Source organism: Streptosporangium sp. NPDC051023 (genome assembly GCF_040689595.1).
Classification (GTDB): Bacteria; Actinomycetota; Actinomycetes; order Streptosporangiales; family Streptosporangiaceae; genus Streptosporangium.
On the sequence record NZ_JBFBCE010000036.1, the window covers coordinates 66,339 to 86,890 of the forward strand.

17 protein-coding genes are annotated in these 20,552 nt (G+C 69.5%); 2 read left to right on the forward strand and 15 right to left on the reverse strand.

Annotated elements, in window-relative coordinates:
- Positions 1–5: 5 nt before the first annotated feature.
- The gene (gene msrA / locus AB0395_RS24030) at positions 6–695 is read right to left on the reverse strand and encodes a peptide-methionine (S)-S-oxide reductase MsrA (RefSeq protein ID WP_366283925.1); all 690 of its coding nucleotides are present in this window, start codon (positions 693–695) and stop codon (positions 6–8) included.
- A 138-nt stretch (positions 696–833) separates the two neighbouring features.
- Between msrA and rarD the strand changes: the two genes are divergently transcribed.
- On the forward strand, positions 834–1,748 hold the full coding sequence (gene rarD / locus AB0395_RS24035) for an EamA family transporter RarD (protein WP_366283927.1): 915 nt from the start codon (positions 834–836) through the stop codon (positions 1,746–1,748).
- A gap of 126 nt (positions 1,749–1,874) precedes the next feature.
- Here the strand turns inward: rarD and AB0395_RS24040 are convergent, their stop codons facing one another.
- The gene (locus AB0395_RS24040; RefSeq protein ID WP_366283930.1) at positions 1,875–3,341 is read right to left on the reverse strand and encodes a cytosine permease; all 1,467 of its coding nucleotides are present in this window, start codon (positions 3,339–3,341) and stop codon (positions 1,875–1,877) included.
- Between the two features lie 125 nt (positions 3,342–3,466).
- Here AB0395_RS24040 and AB0395_RS24045 point away from each other — a divergent pair, with 125 nt between their 5' ends.
- A complete protein-coding gene (locus tag AB0395_RS24045; RefSeq protein ID WP_366283932.1) occupies positions 3,467–5,020 on the forward strand; it encodes a helix-turn-helix domain-containing protein in 1,554 nt (517 codons plus the stop codon).
- A 72-nt stretch (positions 5,021–5,092) separates the two neighbouring features.
- Here the strand turns inward: AB0395_RS24045 and AB0395_RS24050 are convergent, their stop codons facing one another.
- From AB0395_RS24050 to AB0395_RS24110, 13 genes are all read right to left on the reverse strand, one after another.
- Positions 5,093–5,962: a polysaccharide deacetylase gene (locus AB0395_RS24050; protein ID WP_366283935.1), complete on the reverse strand. Its 870-nt coding sequence runs from the start codon at positions 5,960–5,962 to the stop codon at positions 5,093–5,095.
- A gap of 285 nt (positions 5,963–6,247) precedes the next feature.
- Positions 6,248–7,414 carry an NADH:flavin oxidoreductase gene (locus AB0395_RS24055; protein ID WP_366283938.1) on the reverse strand — a complete coding sequence of 389 codons (1,167 nt, stop codon included), beginning with the start codon at positions 7,412–7,414 and terminating at the stop codon, positions 6,248–6,250.
- A complete protein-coding gene (locus AB0395_RS24060) occupies positions 7,411–8,085 on the reverse strand; it encodes an urea carboxylase-associated family protein (protein ID WP_366283941.1) in 675 nt (224 codons plus the stop codon). The genes AB0395_RS24055 and AB0395_RS24060 overlap by 4 nt, the downstream gene beginning before the upstream one ends.
- A gap of 90 nt (positions 8,086–8,175) precedes the next feature.
- Positions 8,176–8,577 carry a MarR family transcriptional regulator gene (locus AB0395_RS24065; RefSeq protein WP_366283943.1) on the reverse strand — a complete coding sequence of 134 codons (402 nt, stop codon included), beginning with the start codon at positions 8,575–8,577 and terminating at the stop codon, positions 8,176–8,178.
- A gap of 321 nt (positions 8,578–8,898) precedes the next feature.
- Positions 8,899–9,894 carry a polyprenyl synthetase family protein gene (locus tag AB0395_RS24070; protein WP_366283946.1) on the reverse strand — a complete coding sequence of 332 codons (996 nt, stop codon included), beginning with the start codon at positions 9,892–9,894 and terminating at the stop codon, positions 8,899–8,901.
- A 14-nt stretch (positions 9,895–9,908) separates the two neighbouring features.
- On the reverse strand, positions 9,909–11,465 hold the full coding sequence (nuoN, locus tag AB0395_RS24075; RefSeq protein WP_366283948.1) for an NADH-quinone oxidoreductase subunit NuoN: 1,557 nt from the start codon (positions 11,463–11,465) through the stop codon (positions 9,909–9,911).
- Positions 11,462–13,009: an NADH-quinone oxidoreductase subunit M gene (locus AB0395_RS24080; protein WP_366283951.1), complete on the reverse strand. Its 1,548-nt coding sequence runs from the start codon at positions 13,007–13,009 to the stop codon at positions 11,462–11,464. The genes nuoN and AB0395_RS24080 overlap by 4 nt, the downstream gene beginning before the upstream one ends.
- Positions 13,009–14,850 carry an NADH-quinone oxidoreductase subunit L gene (gene nuoL / locus AB0395_RS24085; protein WP_366283995.1) on the reverse strand — a complete coding sequence of 614 codons (1,842 nt, stop codon included), beginning with the start codon at positions 14,848–14,850 and terminating at the stop codon, positions 13,009–13,011. Before nuoL ends, AB0395_RS24080 begins: the two co-directional genes overlap by 1 nt.
- A gap of 70 nt (positions 14,851–14,920) precedes the next feature.
- Positions 14,921–15,217 carry an NADH-quinone oxidoreductase subunit NuoK gene (gene nuoK, locus AB0395_RS24090; protein WP_366283953.1) on the reverse strand — a complete coding sequence of 99 codons (297 nt, stop codon included), beginning with the start codon at positions 15,215–15,217 and terminating at the stop codon, positions 14,921–14,923.
- Entirely contained in the window at positions 15,214–16,116 is a 903-nt protein-coding gene (locus AB0395_RS24095) for an NADH-quinone oxidoreductase subunit J (RefSeq protein ID WP_366283956.1), read from the reverse strand. Before AB0395_RS24095 ends, nuoK begins: the two co-directional genes overlap by 4 nt.
- Positions 16,109–16,624, reverse strand: coding sequence for an NADH-quinone oxidoreductase subunit NuoI (gene nuoI, locus AB0395_RS24100; RefSeq protein ID WP_366283959.1), 516 nt, complete (start codon positions 16,622–16,624; stop codon positions 16,109–16,111). Before nuoI ends, AB0395_RS24095 begins: the two co-directional genes overlap by 8 nt.
- Positions 16,611–17,963 carry an NADH-quinone oxidoreductase subunit NuoH gene (gene nuoH / locus AB0395_RS24105; protein WP_366283962.1) on the reverse strand — a complete coding sequence of 451 codons (1,353 nt, stop codon included), beginning with the start codon at positions 17,961–17,963 and terminating at the stop codon, positions 16,611–16,613. Before nuoH ends, nuoI begins: the two co-directional genes overlap by 14 nt.
- Before the next feature lie 7 nt (positions 17,964–17,970).
- Positions 17,971–20,520, reverse strand: coding sequence for an NADH-quinone oxidoreductase subunit G (locus tag AB0395_RS24110; RefSeq protein WP_366283964.1), 2,550 nt, complete (start codon positions 20,518–20,520; stop codon positions 17,971–17,973).
- Positions 20,521–20,552 lie beyond the last annotated feature (32 nt).

The following is a 20,552-nucleotide window of genomic DNA, read 5'->3' on the forward strand; positions in this document are numbered from 1 at the left end:
TGGAGCTACTCCTCGGTCGGGACCAGACCCGTCTGACAGGCGCCCCATCCAGATGGGTCACCTAGCTTGACGTTGGTGCCTCCGATGCCGCAGTAGCCATTGGGGACCTTGAACAGATACTGCTGGTGATACTCCTCCGCGAAGAAGTAGTCCCCCGCTGGGGCGATCTCCGTGGTGATCTGGCCGTAGCCCGCCTCGTTGAGCACCTTCTGGTAGGCGTCGCGGGAGGCCAGGGCGGACTTCTCCTGGGTGGGTGAGTGGTAGTAGATCGCCGAGCGGTACTGGGTGCCGACGTCGTTGCCTTGGCGCATGCCCTGGGTGGGGTCGTGGGCCTCCCAGAAGACGCGGAGCAGCTCCTCGTAGGAGATGCGGGACGGGTCGAAGACCACGCGGACGACCTCGGTGTGACCCGTCTGGCCGGTGCACACCTCTTCGTAGGTCGGGTTCCGGGTGTAGCCACCCGCGTAGCCGACCGAGGTGGACACCACACCGGGGGTCTGCCAGAACTTGCGCTCGGCGCCCCAGAAACAGCCGAGGCCGAAGTCGGCGATCTCGGTTCCCTCGGGGTACGGCGGAGCCAGCGGGGCGTCGAGGACCGCGTGACGCGCGGGCACCGGTATCGAGGTCTCCCGGCCCGGCAGCGCGTTCTCCGGGGCGACCATGGAAGTCTTGTCCTTGCCGAACAGCCAGCCCATGCTGCGAACCTCCTTCTGACACGTTCTCACCAGGTAGGAACCACCCGGGCCCCCCACCTGTTCCCGTAAGGACAACTTAACTCTCCGGCAAGCATTACTAATTTGTATTAAATCGGGTAATTAGTAAAAATAGGTGTCATGCCTGAATCGCGCCGTGGAGTCCTGTACGGCATCGCCGCCTACAGCATGTGGGGTCTGTTCCCGCTGTACTGGCCGCTCCTGAAGCCCTCCGGCGCCCTGGAGATCCTCGCCCACCGCATGACGTGGTCCCTCGTGGCCGTCATCGCGATCCTGGCCGTCCGGCGTCACTGGTCCTGGATCCGCGAGCTTCTGCGCACTCCGAAGAAGCTCGGTCTCCTCGCGCTGGCCGCGGCGATCGTCACGGTCAACTGGGGCGTCTACATCTACGCGGTGAACACCGGGCACGTGGTCGAGAGCGCGCTCGGCTACTTCATCAACCCGCTGGTGAGCGTGCTCTTCGGCGTCGTCCTGCTCAAGGAGCACCTACGACCGTGGCAGTGGGGCGCGGTCGGACTGGGGACCCTGGCCGTGCTCCTTCTCGCCATCGACTACGGCAGGCTGCCGTGGATCGCGCTGGTGCTGGCCGTCAGCTTCGGCACCTACGGCCTGGTCAAGAAGATCGCGCAGGTCGGAGCCGCGGAGAGCATGGCCGTCGAGACCCTGGTGCTGCTGCTCCCTGCGCTCGGCTACCTGCTCTACCTGCAGCAGCAGGGCACCGGCACCTTCGGGACCATGGGTGCCGGTCACGCCCTGCTGCTGGTCGGGGCCGGCGTCATCACGGCCATTCCGCTGCTGTGCTTCACCGCGGCCGCGCTCAGGGTGCCGCTCACCACGATCGGCCTGCTGCAGTACATCGCCCCGGTGCTGCAGTTCCTCGTCGGCGTCTTCGTCGCCCACGAGGTCATGCCGCCCAGCCGGTGGGTCGGGTTCGCGATCGTCTGGCTGGCCCTGTCGGTCTTCACCTGGGACAGTCTGCGCGCTGCCCGTGAGGCCCGCCGTACGCTGCCTGACCCGGAGCCGGTGACCGTCTAGCGCCCCAGAGCGACCCAAAGCGCCCCCGGAACCTCCGTCCGGCGCCTCCAGGAGGTGCCGGACGGATGGATCATCGGACCGTTCGACCGGCGACGGACGCCGGGATCACGAGGGCGGGCACGAGGCTCAGCCCGCCTCCACGGCTTCCTCGCTCCCGGCATGGAGAGTCCGCGCGGCGGGCACGGCGTGCGGGGCCCGGCAGCAGAGCAGATAGTACAGGCCGCCCGCGACCAGGGCGCCGGAGAGCCAGGAGAAGTCGGTACCGCCGAGCAGACGGGCGACCGGGCCCTGCATGGCGGGCACGAGACCGAACTGCCAGCACCATCCGGCGAAGACGCCCAGGGCGAGGCTGACGAGTGCGCGGGTGTTGACGCGCCGTTCGGCAGAGGTGTCGTACAGGGTGGCGACGTCGAGGGCGCCTCGGTGCTTGACGAAGAAGTCGACGAGCATGATCCCGCCCCACGGGCTGATCCACACGAGGATCGAGGACATCCAGTTGTCGAAGGCGTGGGCGAAGCTGCCCGCCTGGATGAAGACGACGAGCACGGCGGAGGCGATCACCCCGGCGATCAGGGTGACCTTCCAGCGGGCGAGGCGGATACCGACGGTCAGGGCGGCCAGCGAACACGAGTAGAGGTTGAGGATGTTGGTGGCCACGGGACCGTGCATGAGCAGCAGGAGCACCGGCAGGGCAAGCCCGCCGAACGCCCGCATCACGAGGTCGGACGGGTCACCGCTGTTCCCCGCGCTGGCCAGCGCGGCCCCCAGCGCGGCGAGCCACACGGTCGGGATGTAGGTCCCGAGGGCGGTGGCCCAGAAGACCGACTTGCCTGACGCCCGCAGGCGGACGAACCTGCTGTAGTCCGCCGAGTACGGCAGCCAGGACACCCCCCAGCCGATGCCGATCGCGGTGAGCAGCTGGGTGATCGCCGTGATCTTGTCTCCCGTGCCGGTGGCGGTCGCGTGGGTCCAGTTCACATCCGCCTGGGCGAGCGCGACCACGGTCATGACCACCATGACCAGCACGGTCACGGGCACGGTGTACTTCTCGAAGGTGCGGATGGCGTAGAACCCGTAGATGGCCAGGCCAAGCTGGAGGGCCATGATGACGCCCGCCACGAGATACTTCAGCTCCGGGCCTCCCTGCACCCCCATCCGGGCGAGTACGGCGAGCACCAGGTCCAGCACGACCCAGGTGTTGACGCCGACCCAGCCCATCGCGAGCAGCCCCTGGATCACCCCGGGCACCACGGCGCCCCTGCGGCCGAAGGGGGACCGTGCGAGCAGCATCTGGTTGACGCCGGTACGGTGCCCCATCAGGTTGAACAGGCCGAAGACGGCACAGCCAACGAGGTTGCCGAGGACGATGACGGCCAGGGTCTCCAGCAGACTCAGGCCGAGCGTGACGCCGAGGGCGCCGAGCACCCAGTTGATGGGCGCGATGTTGGCGCCCGCCCAGATCCAGAACTGCTCCCAGGGAGTGGAGTCCCTGGCCGTCTCGGGGATGGGCGCGATTCCATGGGCGTCGAACGTTGCGTCCGCAACTCCCTCGGGGTGCGTCGCCCCTTCAGGGGTCGGTCGGGTGTCCTGCATCGGTGGCCTCCGGGTGGGGTCGAGGCGTTGTGCTTGTGATCTGCCTCACTCAAGCACCGACGGCCGACCATGGCCTATGGGCGAAGCTCTAGTGAATTTCCGAAGGGGATGGATATTCTGACACCATGCTCAGCCTGCGCTCCCTAGCGGAGGACCGTTCACTGGAGCTGAACGTGCTCGTCGAGGGAGCAGGCGAGGCTCTCGGGGCGGAAGCCCTGTGGGTGCACAATACCGAGCTGCCCGATCCCTCCCCCTACATCCGGGAGAGAGAGCTCGTGCTCACCAACGGCCTCTGGCTGGGCACGACATCCGCCACCGAGTTCGTCGCGAACGTCGCCCGCGCCGGGGCGGTCGGCATCGTCTTCGGGCTTCGCGAGGCGACGCCCGTCACACCGGCGGAGCTCGTCCACGCGTGCCGCAACGCCGGGCTGCCCCTGGCCGAGCTTTCGGCCGACGTGCCCTTCACCGCCGTGTCGCAGGCAGCCGCCGCGGCGGTGGCCGAGCAGCGGCAGCAGGCGCTGGTGAGCATGGTCAGGCGGGGGAACGCGCTGGCCGACGCGATCTCCCAGGGGGCCGGCGCCTCGGGTGTGCTGCGTGTGCTCCGTCGCGACCACGACCTGCCGCTGGCCGTGGCCGACCGCATGGGGCGACTGCTGGCGACCGCTGGGGGCGAGCTGCGCGAGGAGGAACTGCGGATCGTCGCGGAGGGGCTCGCCCGCCACCCGCCGCCGCTCGAACTGGCCGTCGGCGAGGCCGGTACGGCGACGCTGTTCCTCGTCGGGGCGCTCGGTGAGGCCGACGCCGGACTGGTGTGCCTGCGTCCCGCGCACTCGCTCAGCAAGGCCGAGCACGACGCGCTCACGCAGGCCGCCCACTTCCTCAGCCTGGAGGTGGCCAGACGGCAGGCGGTGCAGGCGATCGAGATGCGCTTCGCCACCGAGCTCCTGGACATGATCCTGTCAGGTCCCTCACGCGCGGCCGAGGTTCCCGGGCGCCTCGAGGCGTTCGGCATCGACGCCTCGGGGCCGCTGGCGGTCTCGGCTCTGGCGTTCTCCGGCGAGGTCGCCACACTGCCCGGCCTGGCCGAGGCCGTCGTCGAGTTCTTCACCGCGGAGGCCACACCCGTCGTCGTGGCGGGCGGCAGCCAGGACGTGATCGCCGTGCACCCGTGGCGGCGCCCGGAACACGAGTTGCCCGCGATGGCGGAGCGGCTGGCGGCCACGCTGTCCCGCCGGTTCGACGACCGCAGGGTCGTCGTGGGTCTCGGCGGCGTCGCGGCGGGGTGGGCGATGCTGCGTTCCCCGCTGATGGAGTCCCGTGAGGCGTGCCGGGTGCTGCGCCGGGCCACGGGCAGGAGCGTCGCTCTCTTCGCCCAGCTCGGCACCCACCGGCTGCTGCTCGGCATGCAGGACGAGGAGACGCTGCGGCGGCTCGCCTCAGGCGTCCTCGGTCCGCTCCGCGCCCACGACCGGGAGCAGGGCGGGCAGCTCGAGGCGACCCTGCGGGCCTTCCTCGACCACGACGGTCACTGGGCGACCACGGCGCAGGCCCTGTACGTCCACGTCAACACCCTGCGCAACAGGCTGGCCCGCGTCACCGAGCTGACGGGGCGGGACGTCGGCACGACCGAGGGCAGAGTCGATCTCTTCCTCGCGCTGCAGGCCGACCCCGGGACGTGACCGGACACACCGCGAACCGTTCCCCGGTACGGCGCCGCCGCCCCCGAAGGTGACCGCTTCCTCGCAAACGGGCTACTCGACCGGGTAGACGTCGGCGTCCACCGAGGGTGGCTCCGGCTCGCGTGGGCTGAGTGCGGCGTCCCGTCCGGCTCTCGCGGCCAGGTCGCGACAGCGCAGGAACTCCACGTCACCGCACCCCAGGGCGTACTCCACGAGTCTGCGCAGGGCCATCGCGCGGGCCGGGCGCCCGGACAGGAACGGGTGGCTGGTGAGGTTGAACAGGCAGCCGTAGTGGCGCATCGCGTCAAGCTCGGCGCGCCACATGCTCTCGACCTTCCGCGGATCCTCGATCACCGAGCCGACGTGTGGCTGGGGCAGGAACGCGTACTGCTCCCAGTCGTCGAGCGACCAGTGCACAGGAAGCTCGACGAGCTCCCCCGACCGGGTGGAGAGCCGGTAGGGCCGGTCATCGGCCATGAGGGAGGAGTCGTAAAGCAGGCCGTGCTCGGCGACGAGCTCGGCCGTGAACCAGGTGGCCTCCCACATCGCCGCCCGGTGCCCGGAGATCTCGATCCCCTGCCGGGCGAACACCTCGAGGGCGCGTTCGAAGTCGGCCCGCTCCTCCTTCTCGCTCATCGAGGTCGGGGCGCGGTGGCTGTAGGAATGGTGGGCCACCTCGTGACCGCGCTCGACGATGCCCGCAGCCAGGCCGGGCCGCTGTTCCGCGACCCAGCCGGGGACGAAGAATGTCGCGGGCACACCGAGCTCGTCCAGCATGTCGAGCAGCCGTGGGACGCCGACCTCGGGGCCGTAGGCCTGGTGGGACATCGTCATGGCGTGCCGTGCGTAGCGCCTGCCATGGGCGAGGATGGGCGTCTCGGCGTCGACGTCGAACGTCAGCGTGGCGACGGCGGCGGCTCGGCCGCGCCAGGTGTCTGTCATGGCGGTTCTCCTCGGAGCGGTGAGCGTGGCGGCGGCGCCACGTGTCCGTCGGAGCGGGTTCTCCTCCGGATGGCGAACGTGGCGCCCCGCCGCGTCGGTTTCCCATCGTGCACGGGTTTCCTACGGGCACCCCGCCGGTTTCCCGTCGTGCACGGGTTTCCAACGTGCCACCCCGCCGGTTCCCCATCGTGTGCGGGTTCCCAACGTGACGCCCCGCCCCGCCGGTTTCCGTCGTGCGCGGATCCTTCTCGGGGCCGTGGGCGTGGCGCCCTGCCGCACCGACTGTCAGGCGGAGGGCGTCACGGACGATTCTGCCGTCTCCCGGGAATCGGCCCACTGCCGGGCGTTGCGCAGGCAGGCCATGGGGTGGAGCATCCCGGGGTCGAACGCCTCCAGGCCGACGCCGTCGGCCAGCCGTCTCGGGAAGTCGGGGTTGGCCAGCGCGCCACGGCCGAGCGACAGCAGGTCGGCGTGTCCCTCGGCGATGACGCGGGCGCCCTGGCCGACGTTGTGCATGTTGCCGTTGGCGATCACCGGCAGGCCGCTGATCTCGCGGGCCAGCGCGGTGATGGTCTGCCCGCCGTCGAGGCGCGCGGTCTCGATCCAGTCGCGCCCCTCGCTGGCCACGTGAATGTACGTCGCTCCCGCCTCGGCCAGCCGGGTGAAGATCAGCTTCGCGTCCTCGGCGCCACCGGGCCAGCGGTACTCGAAGTCGTTGACCTTGGTCTGCGAGACGCGGACGCCCACGGCGAACTCCGGTCCGACGGCGGCCCGCACCGCGGCCAGGACCTCGGCGACCAGCCGTACCCTGCCCTCGAGGGACCCTCCGTACTCGTCGGTGCGCAGGTTGGTGTAGTCGGTGAGGAACTGGTCCAGCAGGTATCCGTTGGCGGCGTGGAGCTCAACGCCGTCGAACCCGGCGGCCCGCGCGTTCTCCGCCGCGGCGGCGAAGCCTCCTATGGCCTGCGCGATGTCCTCACCGGTCATCTCCCTGGGGACGGCCCACGGCCCCCGGCCACCGTACTCGGGCATCTGCACCCCACGCGGTCGCAGCGCCGACGGCCCCGCGGTGTCCGAGCGGTAGTTGCTTCCCTGGGATATGGCTCCGGCGTGCATGAGCTGGGCGACCATCAGGGCGCCCTCGGCGTGCACCGCGTCGGTGACGGCCCGCCATCCTTCCACGTGCGCCGGGGACACCAGGCCAGGCTGGTCGAGGTAGCCCTGGCTGAAGACGGCGTCGGTGTAGGTGCCCTCGGTGATGACCAGGCCGAACCCGCCGCGCGCGAATCCGGCGTAGTAGTCGGCCATGTCGGGCGTCGGGACGCCCTCGGGCGTGGCCGAGACCCTGGTCATGGGCGCGACGGCGAGGCGGTTGGGAAGCCGGAGGCCGCCCAGCCTGACGGGGGCGAGGGCCGGATGCGGAGCGGTTTCTGGAGCGTTCGAACGGGTCATGACCGGGCCTGCTTTCCTGATCGTCTGTCGAGAGTGGCCGTGCCCGGGGAGAGCGGGTCTCCGGCCCCCAGGATGTCGACGGCCAGCGAGGTGGGTACGCCGCTGTTGATCACGGCGATGTCCTGCGGGCAGGCGGAGACGACCACGACGCAGTCCATCTCGGCCAGGAAGGTGATGCTCTCCCCCGCGCCGGACACCGCGGGCAGCCAGCTGAGGTCGTCGTGTTCGTCGACGGGGATGCGCATGAAGACGTTGATCGGCTGGGGCACGACCCGCAGGTCCGCGGTGAAGGGGAGCAGCGCCAGGCGGAGGTTGTCCGCGCACGAGGCGTGCCAGCCGGTGACGCCCAGCGAGGCGTATCGTTCCGGGTCGCACGCGGCGATGAGCATGTCGTGTCGGCCGCCGTAGGTGTCCTCGACCAGGGTCAGGACGGGACGGCGCCTGTTGGTGAAGAACTGCTCCCCGACCTTCGGGAACAGGCGGTTGGTCTGGGCCCGGGTGTGTGAGGCGCTGTGGTGCTCGGAGAGGTCGTCGCGGGCGAAGACGAACACGTCGCCCACCTGGCCGCCTTCGAGATCCACCACGCGCACCCGCTGCCCGGACGCCACGGGGACGGCACGTCCCTCACGCGCGGGGACGACGGTTCGCTGAAGGGTTGGACTGGCTGACATGGCTCGATCAAAACAGCTCGACCACCCGCAGGGCGATGGATGAAAGTCCTCTCTCGGGGCTCCTCACTGGAGGAATATCCATCGCTGCCGTTACGAACCGCGCACCACCGCGATCAGGGGGCTCAGGGCCGGGTCCGCGTTGGCCCGTTCCAGGGCGGCGACGAGGGAACGCTCGTAGGTGGGCATCGCCTCGGCCAGACGCGCCCGCCCCCCATCGGTGATCACCGTATAGACGCCGCGACGGTCGTCGACGCACAGGTTGCGCCGGGTCAGCCCGGCCCCTTCGAGACGGGCGGCCAGCCGGGTCACCGAGCTCTGGTTGAGCCCGAGCGCCCCTGACAGCTCCTGCATGCGCAGCTCACCGCCGGGAGCCTCGGCGAGCTCCGCCAGCGCGCGGTACTCCGACAGCCCGAGCCCGTGGCCACGCTGCAGCGACCTGGCGAGTTCGGCTTCCACCCGGGTGTGCAGAACGACGAACCTGTCCCAGGACATCTCAGCCCTCCGCGTTTTTCCTGCCCGGCAAGAGTCTACGTGCGCCAGCGACATTTACTTGTGCATACAAAATGTATGGACACATCACGCGCCTTTGACAGATCGGCGTATCTCCGGCCGCCTCACCAGGGCGGCCTGACCGCCTTCCGGCCCGTGCCGACGACAAAGAACCGACCGCGGACACGTCTGTCGGGACAGACCGATCGCAGGCACGCTTGTCGGGACGGACCGATCGCAAACGCGCCTGTCAGGAGGGGCCGGGAAGGCGTGGCCGTACCGGTGCGTCTTTGACCGACGCGGCCCCGCGCGGGTCGGGCGAGATCAGCCGGAGCGCTCGATGACGTAGTCGCACAGGGCGAGGTAGGCCTCGCGGGCCGGGGTTTCGGGGAGACCATAGAGGTCCTCGCGGGCCCGGTCGATCCAGGCGACCAGCTCGGCGCGGGCCCGGTCCATGGCCGGGTTCACCCGCAGCAGGCCCAGGGCCTCCTCGATGTCCTTCTCGGCCACGGGACCGGCCAGCAGCTCGCGCAGCCTGGCGTCCTCGGGCGCGTCGGACCTCAGGACGTACAGCACGGGCAGGGTGCGGATGCCCTCGCGCAGGTCGGTGCCCGGTGTCTTGCCGGACTCGATCGACTCCGAGGCGACGTCCAGCAGGTCGTCGCTGAGCTGCCAGCCAACTCCGATGGCCTCACAGGCCCTGGTCAGCCTGTCGACGATCTCCGGGGAGGCGCCGCTCAGCAGGGCGCCGAAGCGCCCGGAGGTGGCGATGAGGGACCCGGTCTTGTCGGCCAGCACGTCGATGTAGTGGGCCACGGCGTCCTCGCCCTGACGGGGGCCGACGGTCTCGCGGATCTGCCCGCGCACCAGACGGGAGAACGTCTGCGCCTGGATCCTGATGATGTCGGGACCCAGGTCCGCGAGGATCTCCGAGGCCTGGGCGAACAGGTAGTCACCGGTCAGGATGGCCACGGTGTTGTCCCAGCGGGCGTTGGCCGACGGGGAGCCCCTGCGCACCGGAGCCTCGTCCATCACGTCGTCGTGGTACAGCGTCGCCAGGTGGGTCAGCTCAATGACCACGGCCCCGGAGATCACTCCCGGGGCCTCGGGTGAGCCGAACTGGGCGGCGAGCAGCACGAGCATGGCCCGGAACCGCTTGCCACCCGCCTCGATGAGGTGCTTGGACGCCTCCGTGACGAAGGCGTCCTTACTCTCGACCGAGGAGCGGAGCAGCTTCTCGACCCGTGCCAGCCCGTCGGCGAGGTCCTGCGCCAGCCGCTCATCGACAAACGGAAGATCAACAACCGGTGGCGCAGCCATGAAGCCCTACTCCTCTAACGAATGAACAGCGCGGACGCAGCCTGGTCCGCCAGAGTGAGCAGCGGCTGCGGGAAAACCCCCAGCACTACGGTAGCCGCTGCCGCCAGGGCGACCACAGCCGAGGTGCCGACGCTGGGTGCGGCGACGCTCGGGCCGTCCGCCGCGGGCTCGTTGAAGAACATCAGCACGATCACACGAACGTAGAAGAACGCCGCGATCGCCGAGCTCACCACACCCACGATGACCAGCGGCAGCGCTCCCCCACCAACTGCGGCGGTGAACACGGCGTACTTGCCGAAGAAGCCGCTGGTCAGCGGGATGCCCGCGAAGGCCAGCAGGAAGAAGGCGAAGATGCCCGCGAGCAGCGGAGACCTCTTGCCGAGCCCCGCCCACCGGGACAGGTGCCCGGCCTCGCCACCCGCGTCGCGCACCATGGTGACGACCGCGAAGGCGCCGACCGTGGTGAACCCGTAGGCCGCCATGTAGAACAGGATCGCCGACAGCGACTGGGAGTTCTGGGTGGCGGTGTCGCCGATCGCGATCACGCCGGTGAGCAGGAAGCCCGCGTGCGCGATCGAGGAGTAGGCCAGCATGCGCTTGATGTCGGTCTGGGTGATCGCCAGGATCGCCCCGACGATCATCGTCAGGATCGCGACACCCCACATGACCGGGCTCCAGTCCCAGCCGAGGTTGCCCAGGGCGACCCAGAAGACGCGGAGCAGGGCGCCGAAGGCCGCGACCAGCACGGTCGAGGCCATCAGCGCGGTGACCGCGGTCGGCGCGCCCTGGTACACGTCGGGCTTCCACGCCTGGAACGGCGCGGCACCGATCTTGAACAGCAGGCCGACGGCGAGCATCGCGACACCGACGAGCAGCAGGGTCTGCTCCCCGGAAACGCTGCCCAGCGCCGCGCTGATGGCCTTCAGGTCGACCGACCCGGCGTAGCCGTACAGCAGGGCCATTCCGTACAGGAAGAAGGCCGAGGAGAACGCGCCGAGCAGGAAGTACTTGACCGAGGCCTCCTGCGAGAGCAGGCGGCGACGGCGGGCCAGGCCGCACAGCAGGTACAGCGGCAGGGACATGACCTCAAGGGCGACGAACATCACCAGCAGGTCGTTGGACGCGGGGAAGAGCAGCATGCCGCCGACCGCGAACAGCAGCAGCGGGTAGACCTCGGTCTGGGCGAACCCGCTGCGGACCGCCTCCTCCTCGTCCACGCTTCCCGGTACGGCCGCCGCCTGCGCGACGAACTGCTCGTCATCGCTGATCAGCAGCGTGCTGATGAAGGCCAGGATGAGGATGATGCCCCAGATGAACAGGGAGGGGCCGTCGACCGCGACCGCGCCCATGGCGGCCGCCTTCTCGGGCAGGCCGTTGGAGGCCGTCAGGATGGTCGTGACGAACGCGCCGAGCAACGCCAGCAGCGTGAGCGGCATCTGGATCGACTTGCGCAGGTAGCGAGGCGCGAACGCCTCGACCAGCACACCGATGATCGCCGCGCCGAACACGATCAGCATCGGGGACAGCAGCGCGTATTCGATCGTCGGCGCGGTGATGGTGGTGCCGTTCACTGCCCGGCCCCCTTCTTCTCAGCGACGGCCGGCGTGACGTGGACGTTGGAGATGTGGACGTTGGACAGCGTGTGGTCGACCGCCGGGTTGATGATGTCGAGCGCGGGCTTCGGGAAGAAGCCGAGGGCGATGATCACCGCGATCAGCGGGCCGACCACCCATCTCTCCCGGATGTCGAGGTCCGGGATGGCCTTGACGGACTCGGCCGTCGGGCCGTTCATCGTGCGCTGGTACATCCACAGGATGTACACGGCCGCCAGGATCACGCCGCTGGTGGCGATGACCGCCGGGACGACGTAGCGCTCGTAGGTGCCGAGCAGCACCATGAACTCGCTGACGAACGTGGACAGACCCGGCAGCGAGAGGCCGGAGAGCCCGGCGATCAGGAAGGTGCCCGCCAGCAGCGGGGCGACCTTCTGCACGCCTCCGTAGTCGGCGATCTGGCTGGAACCGCGGCGGTAGATCAGGAATCCGGCGATCAGGAACAGCGCGCCGGTCGAGAAGCCGTGGTTGACCATGTAGAGCGTGGCGCCCGCGCCCGCGTCCGTGGTCATCGCGAAGACGCCCAGCGCGATGAAACCGAAGTGCGAGATCGAGGTGTAGGCGATCAGGCGCTTCATGTCGGTCTGGCCGATGGCCACGATCGCGCCGTAGACGATGCCGATCACCGAGAGCACGATCACCAACGGCGTGAAGAACTTGGCCGCGTCGGGGAACAGCTCGAGGCAGAAGCGGAGCATGCCGTAGGTGCCGACCTTGTCCAGCACACCGACCAGGAGCACGGCCGCGCCCGCGGGAGCCTGCGCGGCGGCGTCGGGCAGCCAGGTGTGGAACGGCCACAGCGGCGCCTTGACCGCGAACGCGACGAAGAAGCCGAGGAACAGCCACTTCTGCGTGGTCGGGTCCTGGATGACCCCGATCAGCTCGGGGAACATGAAGGTGCCCTTCTCGGCGATCACGTAGAGCGCGATCACCGCGACCAGCATGAGCAGGCCGCCGAAGAGCGAGTAGAGCAGGAACTTCACGGCCGCGTAGGACCGCTGGGCGCCGCCGTACGACCCGATCATGAAGTACATCGGGATCAGCATGGCTTCGAAGAAGACGTAGAAGAGGAAGACGTCGGTCGCCGCGAAGACGCCGATCATCATCGCTTCCAGCACCAGCAGCAGCGCGAAGTAGGTCTTCACCGAGCGCTTCGGCGGGGCCGCGGCCCCGGTGCCGTCCGCGTCGTGCCAGGAGGCCAGGATCACGATCGGCACGAGGATCGCCGACAGCGCGATCAGCACCAGGGCGATGCCGTCGACGCCGACGCCGTAGTGGACCCCGAAGCGCGGGATCCAGTCGTAGGTCTCGGCGAACTGGAAGCGGGTCTCCTTGGCGGCGCCGAGGGCCGGGTTGAACCTGGCCGCCATGACGGCGGTCAGGACCAACACGACCAGCGAGACCGCCAGGGCGAGCTGCTTGGCGAGCTTGTCACTCTTGACAAGGGAGACACCCACCGCGCCCAGTACGGGCACGGCCATCAGGGTCGAGAGCCAGGGCATCACATGTTCCCTACGTAGAGCAGCGCGCCAACGACCACGGCGGCACCGAAGAGGATGGACAACGCGTAGGACCGTACGTAGCCGGTCTGGATGCGGCGCAGTCGCCCGGAGGTGCCGCCGATCGCCGCGGCCAGCCCGTTGACCAGGCCGTCGATGCCACGGTTGTCGAAGAACACCGCGAACCGGGTCAGCCACTGACCGGGACGCATGAACAGCGCCTCGTTGAGGGCGTCGCCGTACAGGTCACGGCGGGCGAAGGTGGTGAGGAACGAGCCGCGCGGGGCGACCCGGGGCACCTCGGCGGCGCCGTACCTGAACCAGGCGAAGGCGACGCCGACGGCGACCAGCGCGAGCGTGGCCAGGCCGGGGGTGGTGAACGGGTTGAACTCCGGCTCCTCCGCAGGCAGGCCGACGGCCGGGGCGAGGAAGTGCATGAACCGGTTGCCCAGGATCAGGTAGCCACCCAGGAAGATCGACCCGATGGACAGGATGATCAGCGGCACGGTCATGACCGCGGGCGACTCGTGCGGGTGGGCGTCCTCAGCCCAGCGCTTCTTGCCGAAGAAGGTCATGAAGACCATCCGCGACATGTAGAAGCCGGTGATGCCCGCGCCGACGACGGCCAGCCAGCCCAGGATCGGGCTGTGGTGCACGGCCGTCTCGATGATGCCGTCCTTGGTGAAGTAGCCGGACAGCAGCGGGAAGCCGATGATCGCCAGGTAGCCGATGATGAACGTGATCGCGGTGATCCGCATCACCGGGAACAGGCCGCCGTACTTGCGCATGTCGACCTCGTCGTTCATGCCGTGCATGACCGAACCGGCGCCGAGGAACATGTTGGCCTTGAAGAAGCCGTGCGTGATCAGGTGCGCGATGGCGAAGGTGTAGCCGACCGGGCCGAGGCCCGCGCCGAGCATCATGTAGCCGATCTGCGACATCGTCGAACCGGCCAGGCCCTTCTTGATGTCGTCCTTGGCGCAACCGATGATCGCACCGGCGAGCAGCGTGGCCACACCGACGATCGTCACGACGAGCTGCGCGGTCGGGGCCGCCTCGAAGAACGCGCCGGACCTGACGACCAGGTAGACACCGGCGGTGACCATGGTCGCGGCGTGGATGAGGGCCGAGACCGGGGTCGGGCCCTCCATCGCGTCCAGCAGCCAGGACTGCAGCGGCAGCTGGGCGGACTTACCGCACGCGCCCAGGAGCAGCAGCAGGCCGATGGCGGTCAGCGTGCCCTCTGAGGCGCCGCCCGCGGCGCCGAAGACCTGCTTGAAGGCGACCGAGCCGAACGTGGTCCAGATCGTGAAGATCGCGATCAGCAGGCCGAAGTCACCGACGCGGTTGACGATGAAGGCCTTCTTGGCCGCGACCGCCGCGGAGGGCTTGAACTGCCAGAAGCCGATCAGGAGGTAGGACGCCAGACCGACGCCCTCCCAGCCGATGAACAGGCCGACGTAGTTGTCCGACAGCACCAGCAGGAGCATCGCCGCCACGAACAGGTTCAGGTAGGCGAAGAAGCGGCGCCGGTCGGGGTCGTGCGCCATGTAGCCGATCGAGTAGATGTGGATCAGCGAACCCACACCGGTGATCAGCAGGGCGAAGCTGATCGACAGCGGGTCGATCAGCACGCCCATGTCGGCGACGCCGGGAATGAACTGGTAGAGCGTGACCGCCGCGCGGCGCTTGTCCGGGGACAGTCCGAGCAGCTCGGCGAAGGTGGCGACGGCGACCACGAAGGCGGCCAGCGACATGGCGACGCCGAGGAAGTGCCCCCAGCGGTCGGTACGGCGGCCGCCCAGCAGCAGGATCGCGGCACCGAGCAGCGGCAGCGCGATCATCAGCCAGGAGACCCCGATCACTCCACCGGAGTGCTGGACGATCTCAGCGGGAGATTGCACCTGCCACCTCTTAGTACTTCAGCAGGCTGGCGTCGTCGACCGACGCTGACCTGCGGGTTCGGAAGATCATCACGATGATGGCAAGGCCGATCACGACCTCGGCCGCGGCCACCACCATCACGAAGAACGCGATGATCTGGCCGTCCAGGTTGCCGTGCTGTCTGGCGAAGGTGACGAAGGCGAGGTTGCAGGCGTTGAGCATGAGCTCGACGCACATGAACACCACGATCGCGTTGCGCCGCGTCAGCACGCCGATGGCGCCGATCGCGAACAGCAGCGCGGAGAGCACCAGGTAGTGGGTGGTCACTTGGCGTCCTCCTGCCGGGTCGTCTCCTGCACCGCGCCGTCGTGCGCGGCCTCGTCCTCGACGACGGCCCCCGCGTCCTGACGCGCGGCGTCGTCCCTGGCCTCCTCGTCCTCGCCGCCCCCGCCGGGGCCGTCCTCGACGAGGACGTCCTTGGCCAGGAGCTGCTTGACGATCGCGGCCTTGCGGGGGTCGGTCGGCATGACGCCGTCCTCCTCCTCGTGCCTGGCGAGCACCCGGTTGATCGACTTGGCCGAGACCGTGCCGTCCGGCAGCAGGGCGGGCATGTCGATGGCGTTGTGCAGGGCGTAGGTGCCGGGGCCGGGCAGCGGCGAGGGCTGCGGGCCGCCGAAGCGGGCGCGGGCCAGGTCTCGCTGGGTGGCCTTCGGCCGTACGCGCTCGCGGTGGGCCAGGACCATCGCGCCGAGCGCCGCGGTGATCAGCAGCGCCGAGGTGACCTCGAAGGCGAAGACGTACCTGGTGAAGACCAGCTGGGCCAGGCTGGGCACGTTGCCGCCCGCCTGCTTGACCGCGTTGCCCAGGCCGGTCGCCGGGGCGAACGCCGTGTTGCCGATCCCCAGCGCGAGCAGGGCGGCGAAGCCCAGGCCCGCGACGGCCGCCCAGAACCGCTGCCCCTTGATCGTCTCGACCAGCGAGTCCGCCGAGTCGACGCCGACGAGCATCAGCACGAACAGGAAGAGCATCATGACGGCGCCGGTGTAGACGATGATCTGCACCGCGGCGAGGAAGGGAGCGTCCTGGACGGCGTAGAGCACCGCCAGGGAGAGCATGACCACGCCCAGCATCAGGGCCGAGTAGACCGCCTTGCGGCTGAAGACGAGGCCGAGGGCCGCGGAGACAGAGACGACCGCCAGCACCCAGAACGTGATGGTCTCACCCATTGTTTCGTCCCAGCCGGTAGTAGTCCTCTTCGCTCTCGCCGAGACGCATGGCGTGGGGCGGGGCCTCCATGCCGGGCCCGAGCGGCGCGAGGAGCATCTCCTTGGTGTAGATGAGGCTCTCACGGCTCGAATCGGCGAGCTCGAATTCGTTGGTCATGGTCAGCGCGCGGGTCGGACAGGCCTCGATGCACAGACCGCACAGGATGCACCGCAGATAGTTGATCTGGTAGGTGCGCCCGTAGCGCTCACCCGGCGAGAAACGCTGCTCGTCGGTGTTGTCCGCTCCCTCGACGAAGATCGCGTCAGCCGGGCAGGCCCAGGCGCACAGCTCGCAGCCGACGCACTTCTCCAGGCCGTCGGGCCAGCGGTTGAGCTGGTGACGACCGTGGAAACGCGGAGCCGTCGGCCGCTTCTCCTCGGGGTAGTTGACCGTTTCGACCTTCTTGAACATCGTGTGGAAGGTCACGCCGAACCCCTTGACGGAGTTCAGCCAATCAGTTGCTCCCACTGGGAACCTCCTTGCGCGCCACCCCGTGGTAGTGCGGCAGGTCGAGCGGCGGGACGGGGAAACCGCCCGCGGCCGGTTCGGCGTCGAGGTGCGCGAACTCCGCCTCGACCTGGGCTGCCTTGGCCTCCCTGCGCTTCTGCAGCACGTTGTCGAAACGCCACCACAGCGCGAAGCACCCGACGAGCACGAGCCCGCCCAGCATCAGGATCAGCTGCCTGTTGACGCCCGGGATCTGCAGGGCCTTCATGGTCGCGACCAGGAGGATCCAGCCGAGGTTGATCGGGATGAGGATCTTCCATCCGAGGGCCATCAGCTGGTCGTAGCGGACTCGCGGCAGCGAGGCGCGGCACCAGATGAAGAACGAGAAGACGAGCACCATCTTGAGGAAGAACCAGAGCAGCGGCCACCAGCCGGCGTTCGCCCCGTCCCACAGGGAGATCGGGAACGGCGCCCGCCAACCGCCCATGAACAGGGTGATCGAGACCGCGGAGACGACGAAGACGTTGACGTACTCGGCGAGCATGATGACCGCGAACTTCAGCGAGTTGGAGTACTCGGTCTGGAAGCCGCCGACCAGCTCACCCTCACCCTCGGGCAGGTCGAAGGGGACCCGGTTGGTCTCGCCGAGCATCGTGACGATGTAGACGAGGAAGGAGGGGATCAGCAGGATCATGTACCACGAGGGCAGATGGATGGTGAGGCCGAGCAGCGTGACGGCCCTGCCCCCCGCCTGCGAGGCGACGATCTCCGAGGTGGACAGCGTCCCGGCGTACAGGAAGACACCGACGAACGACAGGCCCATCGCGATCTCGTAGGAGACCACCTGGGCGCTGGCCCGCAGGCCGCCCAGGATCGTGTACGGCGAGCGCGAGCCCCAGCCCGCCAGGACGATGCCGTACACGCTGATCGAGGCCATCGCCAGCACCAGCAGCACCGCGACCGGCAGGTCGGTCAGCTGCAGCGGCGTCGTGACGCCGAACATGGAGACCATCGGCCCCATCGGGATGACCGAGAAGGCGAGGAAGGCCGGGACCGCCAGGACGACCGGGGCGATGAAGTAGATCACCTTGTCCACGGTCCTGGGCATCAGGTCTTCCTTGAGACCCATCTTCAGGCCGTCGGCCACCGACTGCAGGAGGCCGAACTTGCCCGCCCTGTTGGGGCCGTAGCGGTTCTGCATGCGGGAGATGAGCTTGCGCTCGAACCACACGCCGAACAGCACGCCCAGCATCAGGACGACGAAGATGACGACGGCCTTGATGATGATGATCCAGAGCGGGTCCTTACCGAAGTCGGCAAGGGACGGATCGCCCGCCACCGCAAGCACGCGCGTATTCATTGGTCGCTCACCGCTCCTCATTCACTTCGCGGACGGCGCCCGTACCGGAGGCGTGCTCCGTGGTCACGGGCTCGCCGGCCGTCGCGCCGGAGGCATCCCCGGCGAACACGGCGCTCGCCGCGTCGGGCTCGCTCCCGCCCGCGGCGCCGATCCTGACGACGTCACCGGCCGTGGCGCGCAGGTCCCGGGTCACCGAACGGCCCGCGGAGTTCGCGGGCAGCCACACGACCCTGTCGGGCAGGTCGGCGATCAGCACCGGCAGGCTCAGCGAGCCGCCCTCGGCGGTGACGGTGATCTTGTCACCGTCCGCGAGGCCGGACTCGGCCGCGGTCGCCGCGGACACCAGCGCGACCCCGGCGCGGGCGGTACCCGCGAGGTACGGCTCGCCGTCCTGCAGGCGCCCGTCGTCGAGCAGCTGGTGCCAGGTGGCGAGGATCGCCTCCCCCTCCTTCGGGGCGGGGGCCGACCGGCCGCCGACGCTCGGGGCCGCGGCGCGGGAGCCGCGCCAGGCGCCGAGTGAGGCGAGCTCGCGGCGGGCGGCCGCGGGGTCGGGCAGGCCGAGGTGCACGTCCATGTGGTCGGCGATCGCGGAGACGACCCGCAGGTCGCTCATGATGCCGGGGACCGGGAGCGCCTCCTCGAACGTACGGCCGCGTCCTTCCCAGTTGACGAACGTGCCGGACTTCTCGGTCACCGTGGCGACCGGCAGCACCACGTCGGCGCGGTCGGTGACCGCGCTGGGGCGCTGTTCGAGGCTCACGATGAACGGGGTGTTCTCCAGGGCCGCGAGGGCGGCCTCCGGGTCGGCCAGGTCGTAGGGGTCGACACCGGCGACGACGAGGGCGTCGAGCTCCCCGCCGAGCGCCGCGGCCAGGATCTCGGAGGTGTCGCGGCCAGGGGCCGTGGGCAGGGAGGTGACGTTCCATGCCCTGGCCACCTCGGCGCGGGCGGTCTCGTCGTCGATCGGCCTGCCGATGGGCAGCAGGTTCGGCAGTGCACCGGCCTCGATGGCACCGCGCTCACCGGCGCGGCGCGGGACCCAGGCCAGGCGGGCGCCGCTCGCGTCGGCGAGCCGTACCAGCGCCGACAGCGCACCGGGCACGGTGGCGAGCCGCTCACCGGCGAGGATGATCGCCCCCTGCTGCCTGACCGTCTCCGAGATCGGCGAGACGCCGGAGATCAGGTCCTCGACGGCGGCGGTCTCCTCGCCGGGCAGCGTGCGCACCAGCGTGCCGCCCATCTTGGCCAGGCCCTCGGTGGCGAACGGCGCGACCGAGAAGACCTTCAGGCCCTTCTTGCGCCAGGCCTTGCGCAGGCGCAGGAAGACGATCGGCGACTCCTCGTCGGGCTCGAAGCCGACCAGCAGCACGGCCGGGGCCTTCTCCAGATCGCGGTAGCGGATCTCGATGCCCTTGCCCGCGACGGCGTGCGCGAGGAAGCGCTCCTCCTCCGCGGAGTGCGGCCTGGCGCGGAAGTCGACGTCGTTTCCGCCGAGCGCGATCCTGGCGAACTTGGCGTAGCCGTAGGCCTCCTCGACGGTGACCCGGCCACCGACGAGCACGCCCGCCCTGCCGTGGGCCGCGGCCAGCCCCTTGGCCGCGGCGGCGAGCGCCTCGGGCCAGGACGCCGGAACCAGACGACCCTCCTCGTCACGGACGAGGGGGGTCTTCAACCGGTTCGGCTGGGTGGCGTAGGTGAAGGCCCAGCGGCCCTTGTCGCAGTTCCACTCCTCGTTGACCTCGGGGTCGTCCCCGGCCAGACGGCGGGTGACCTTGCCGCGGCGGTGGTCGGTGCGCAGCGAGCAGCCGCTGGCGCAGTGCTCGCACGCGCTGGGCGTCGAGACGAGGTCGAACGGGCGGGCCTGGAAGCGGTAGGCGGCGCCGGTCAGCGCGCCGACCGGGCAGATCTGGATGGTGTTGCCGGAGAAGTAGGACTCGAACGGCTCGCCGTCGGCGGTCCTGACCTGCTCCTTGGCCCCGCGCTCGAAGAACTCGATGAGCGGGTCACCGGCGATCTCGTCGGAGAAGCGGATGCAGCGCGCGCACTGGACGCAGCGCTCACGGTCCAGCAGCACCTCGGTCGACAGCGCGATGGGCTTGGGGAAGGTCCGCTTGCTCTCCTCGAAGCGGCTCTCGCCCTGGCCGTTGGACATGGCCTGGTTCTGCAGCGGGCACTCGCCGCCCTTGTCGCAGACCGGGCAGTCGAGCGGGTGGTTCAGCAGCAGCAGCTCCATGACGCCGCGCTGCGCCTTCTCCGCGACCGGCGAGGTGAGCTGGGTCTGCACGACCATGCCGGGCGCGACCTCGATGGCGCAGGACGGCTGCGGCTTCGGGAAGCCCCTGCCGTTGCCCGCGTCCGGGATGTCCACCAGACACTGGCGGCAGTTGGCCGCCGGGTCGAGCAGCGGGTGGTCACAGAACCTGGGGATCTGGATGCCGAGCAGCTCGGCCGCCCGGATGATCAGCGTGCCCTTCGGGACGCTCACCTGGAAACCGTCGATGGTGAGGGTTACCAGGTCTACCGGCGTCTGCGCCGGGGTGGTCGCTTCGACGGTCATGGCGCCTCCTCCGTCGGCCTCATGACCGAAAC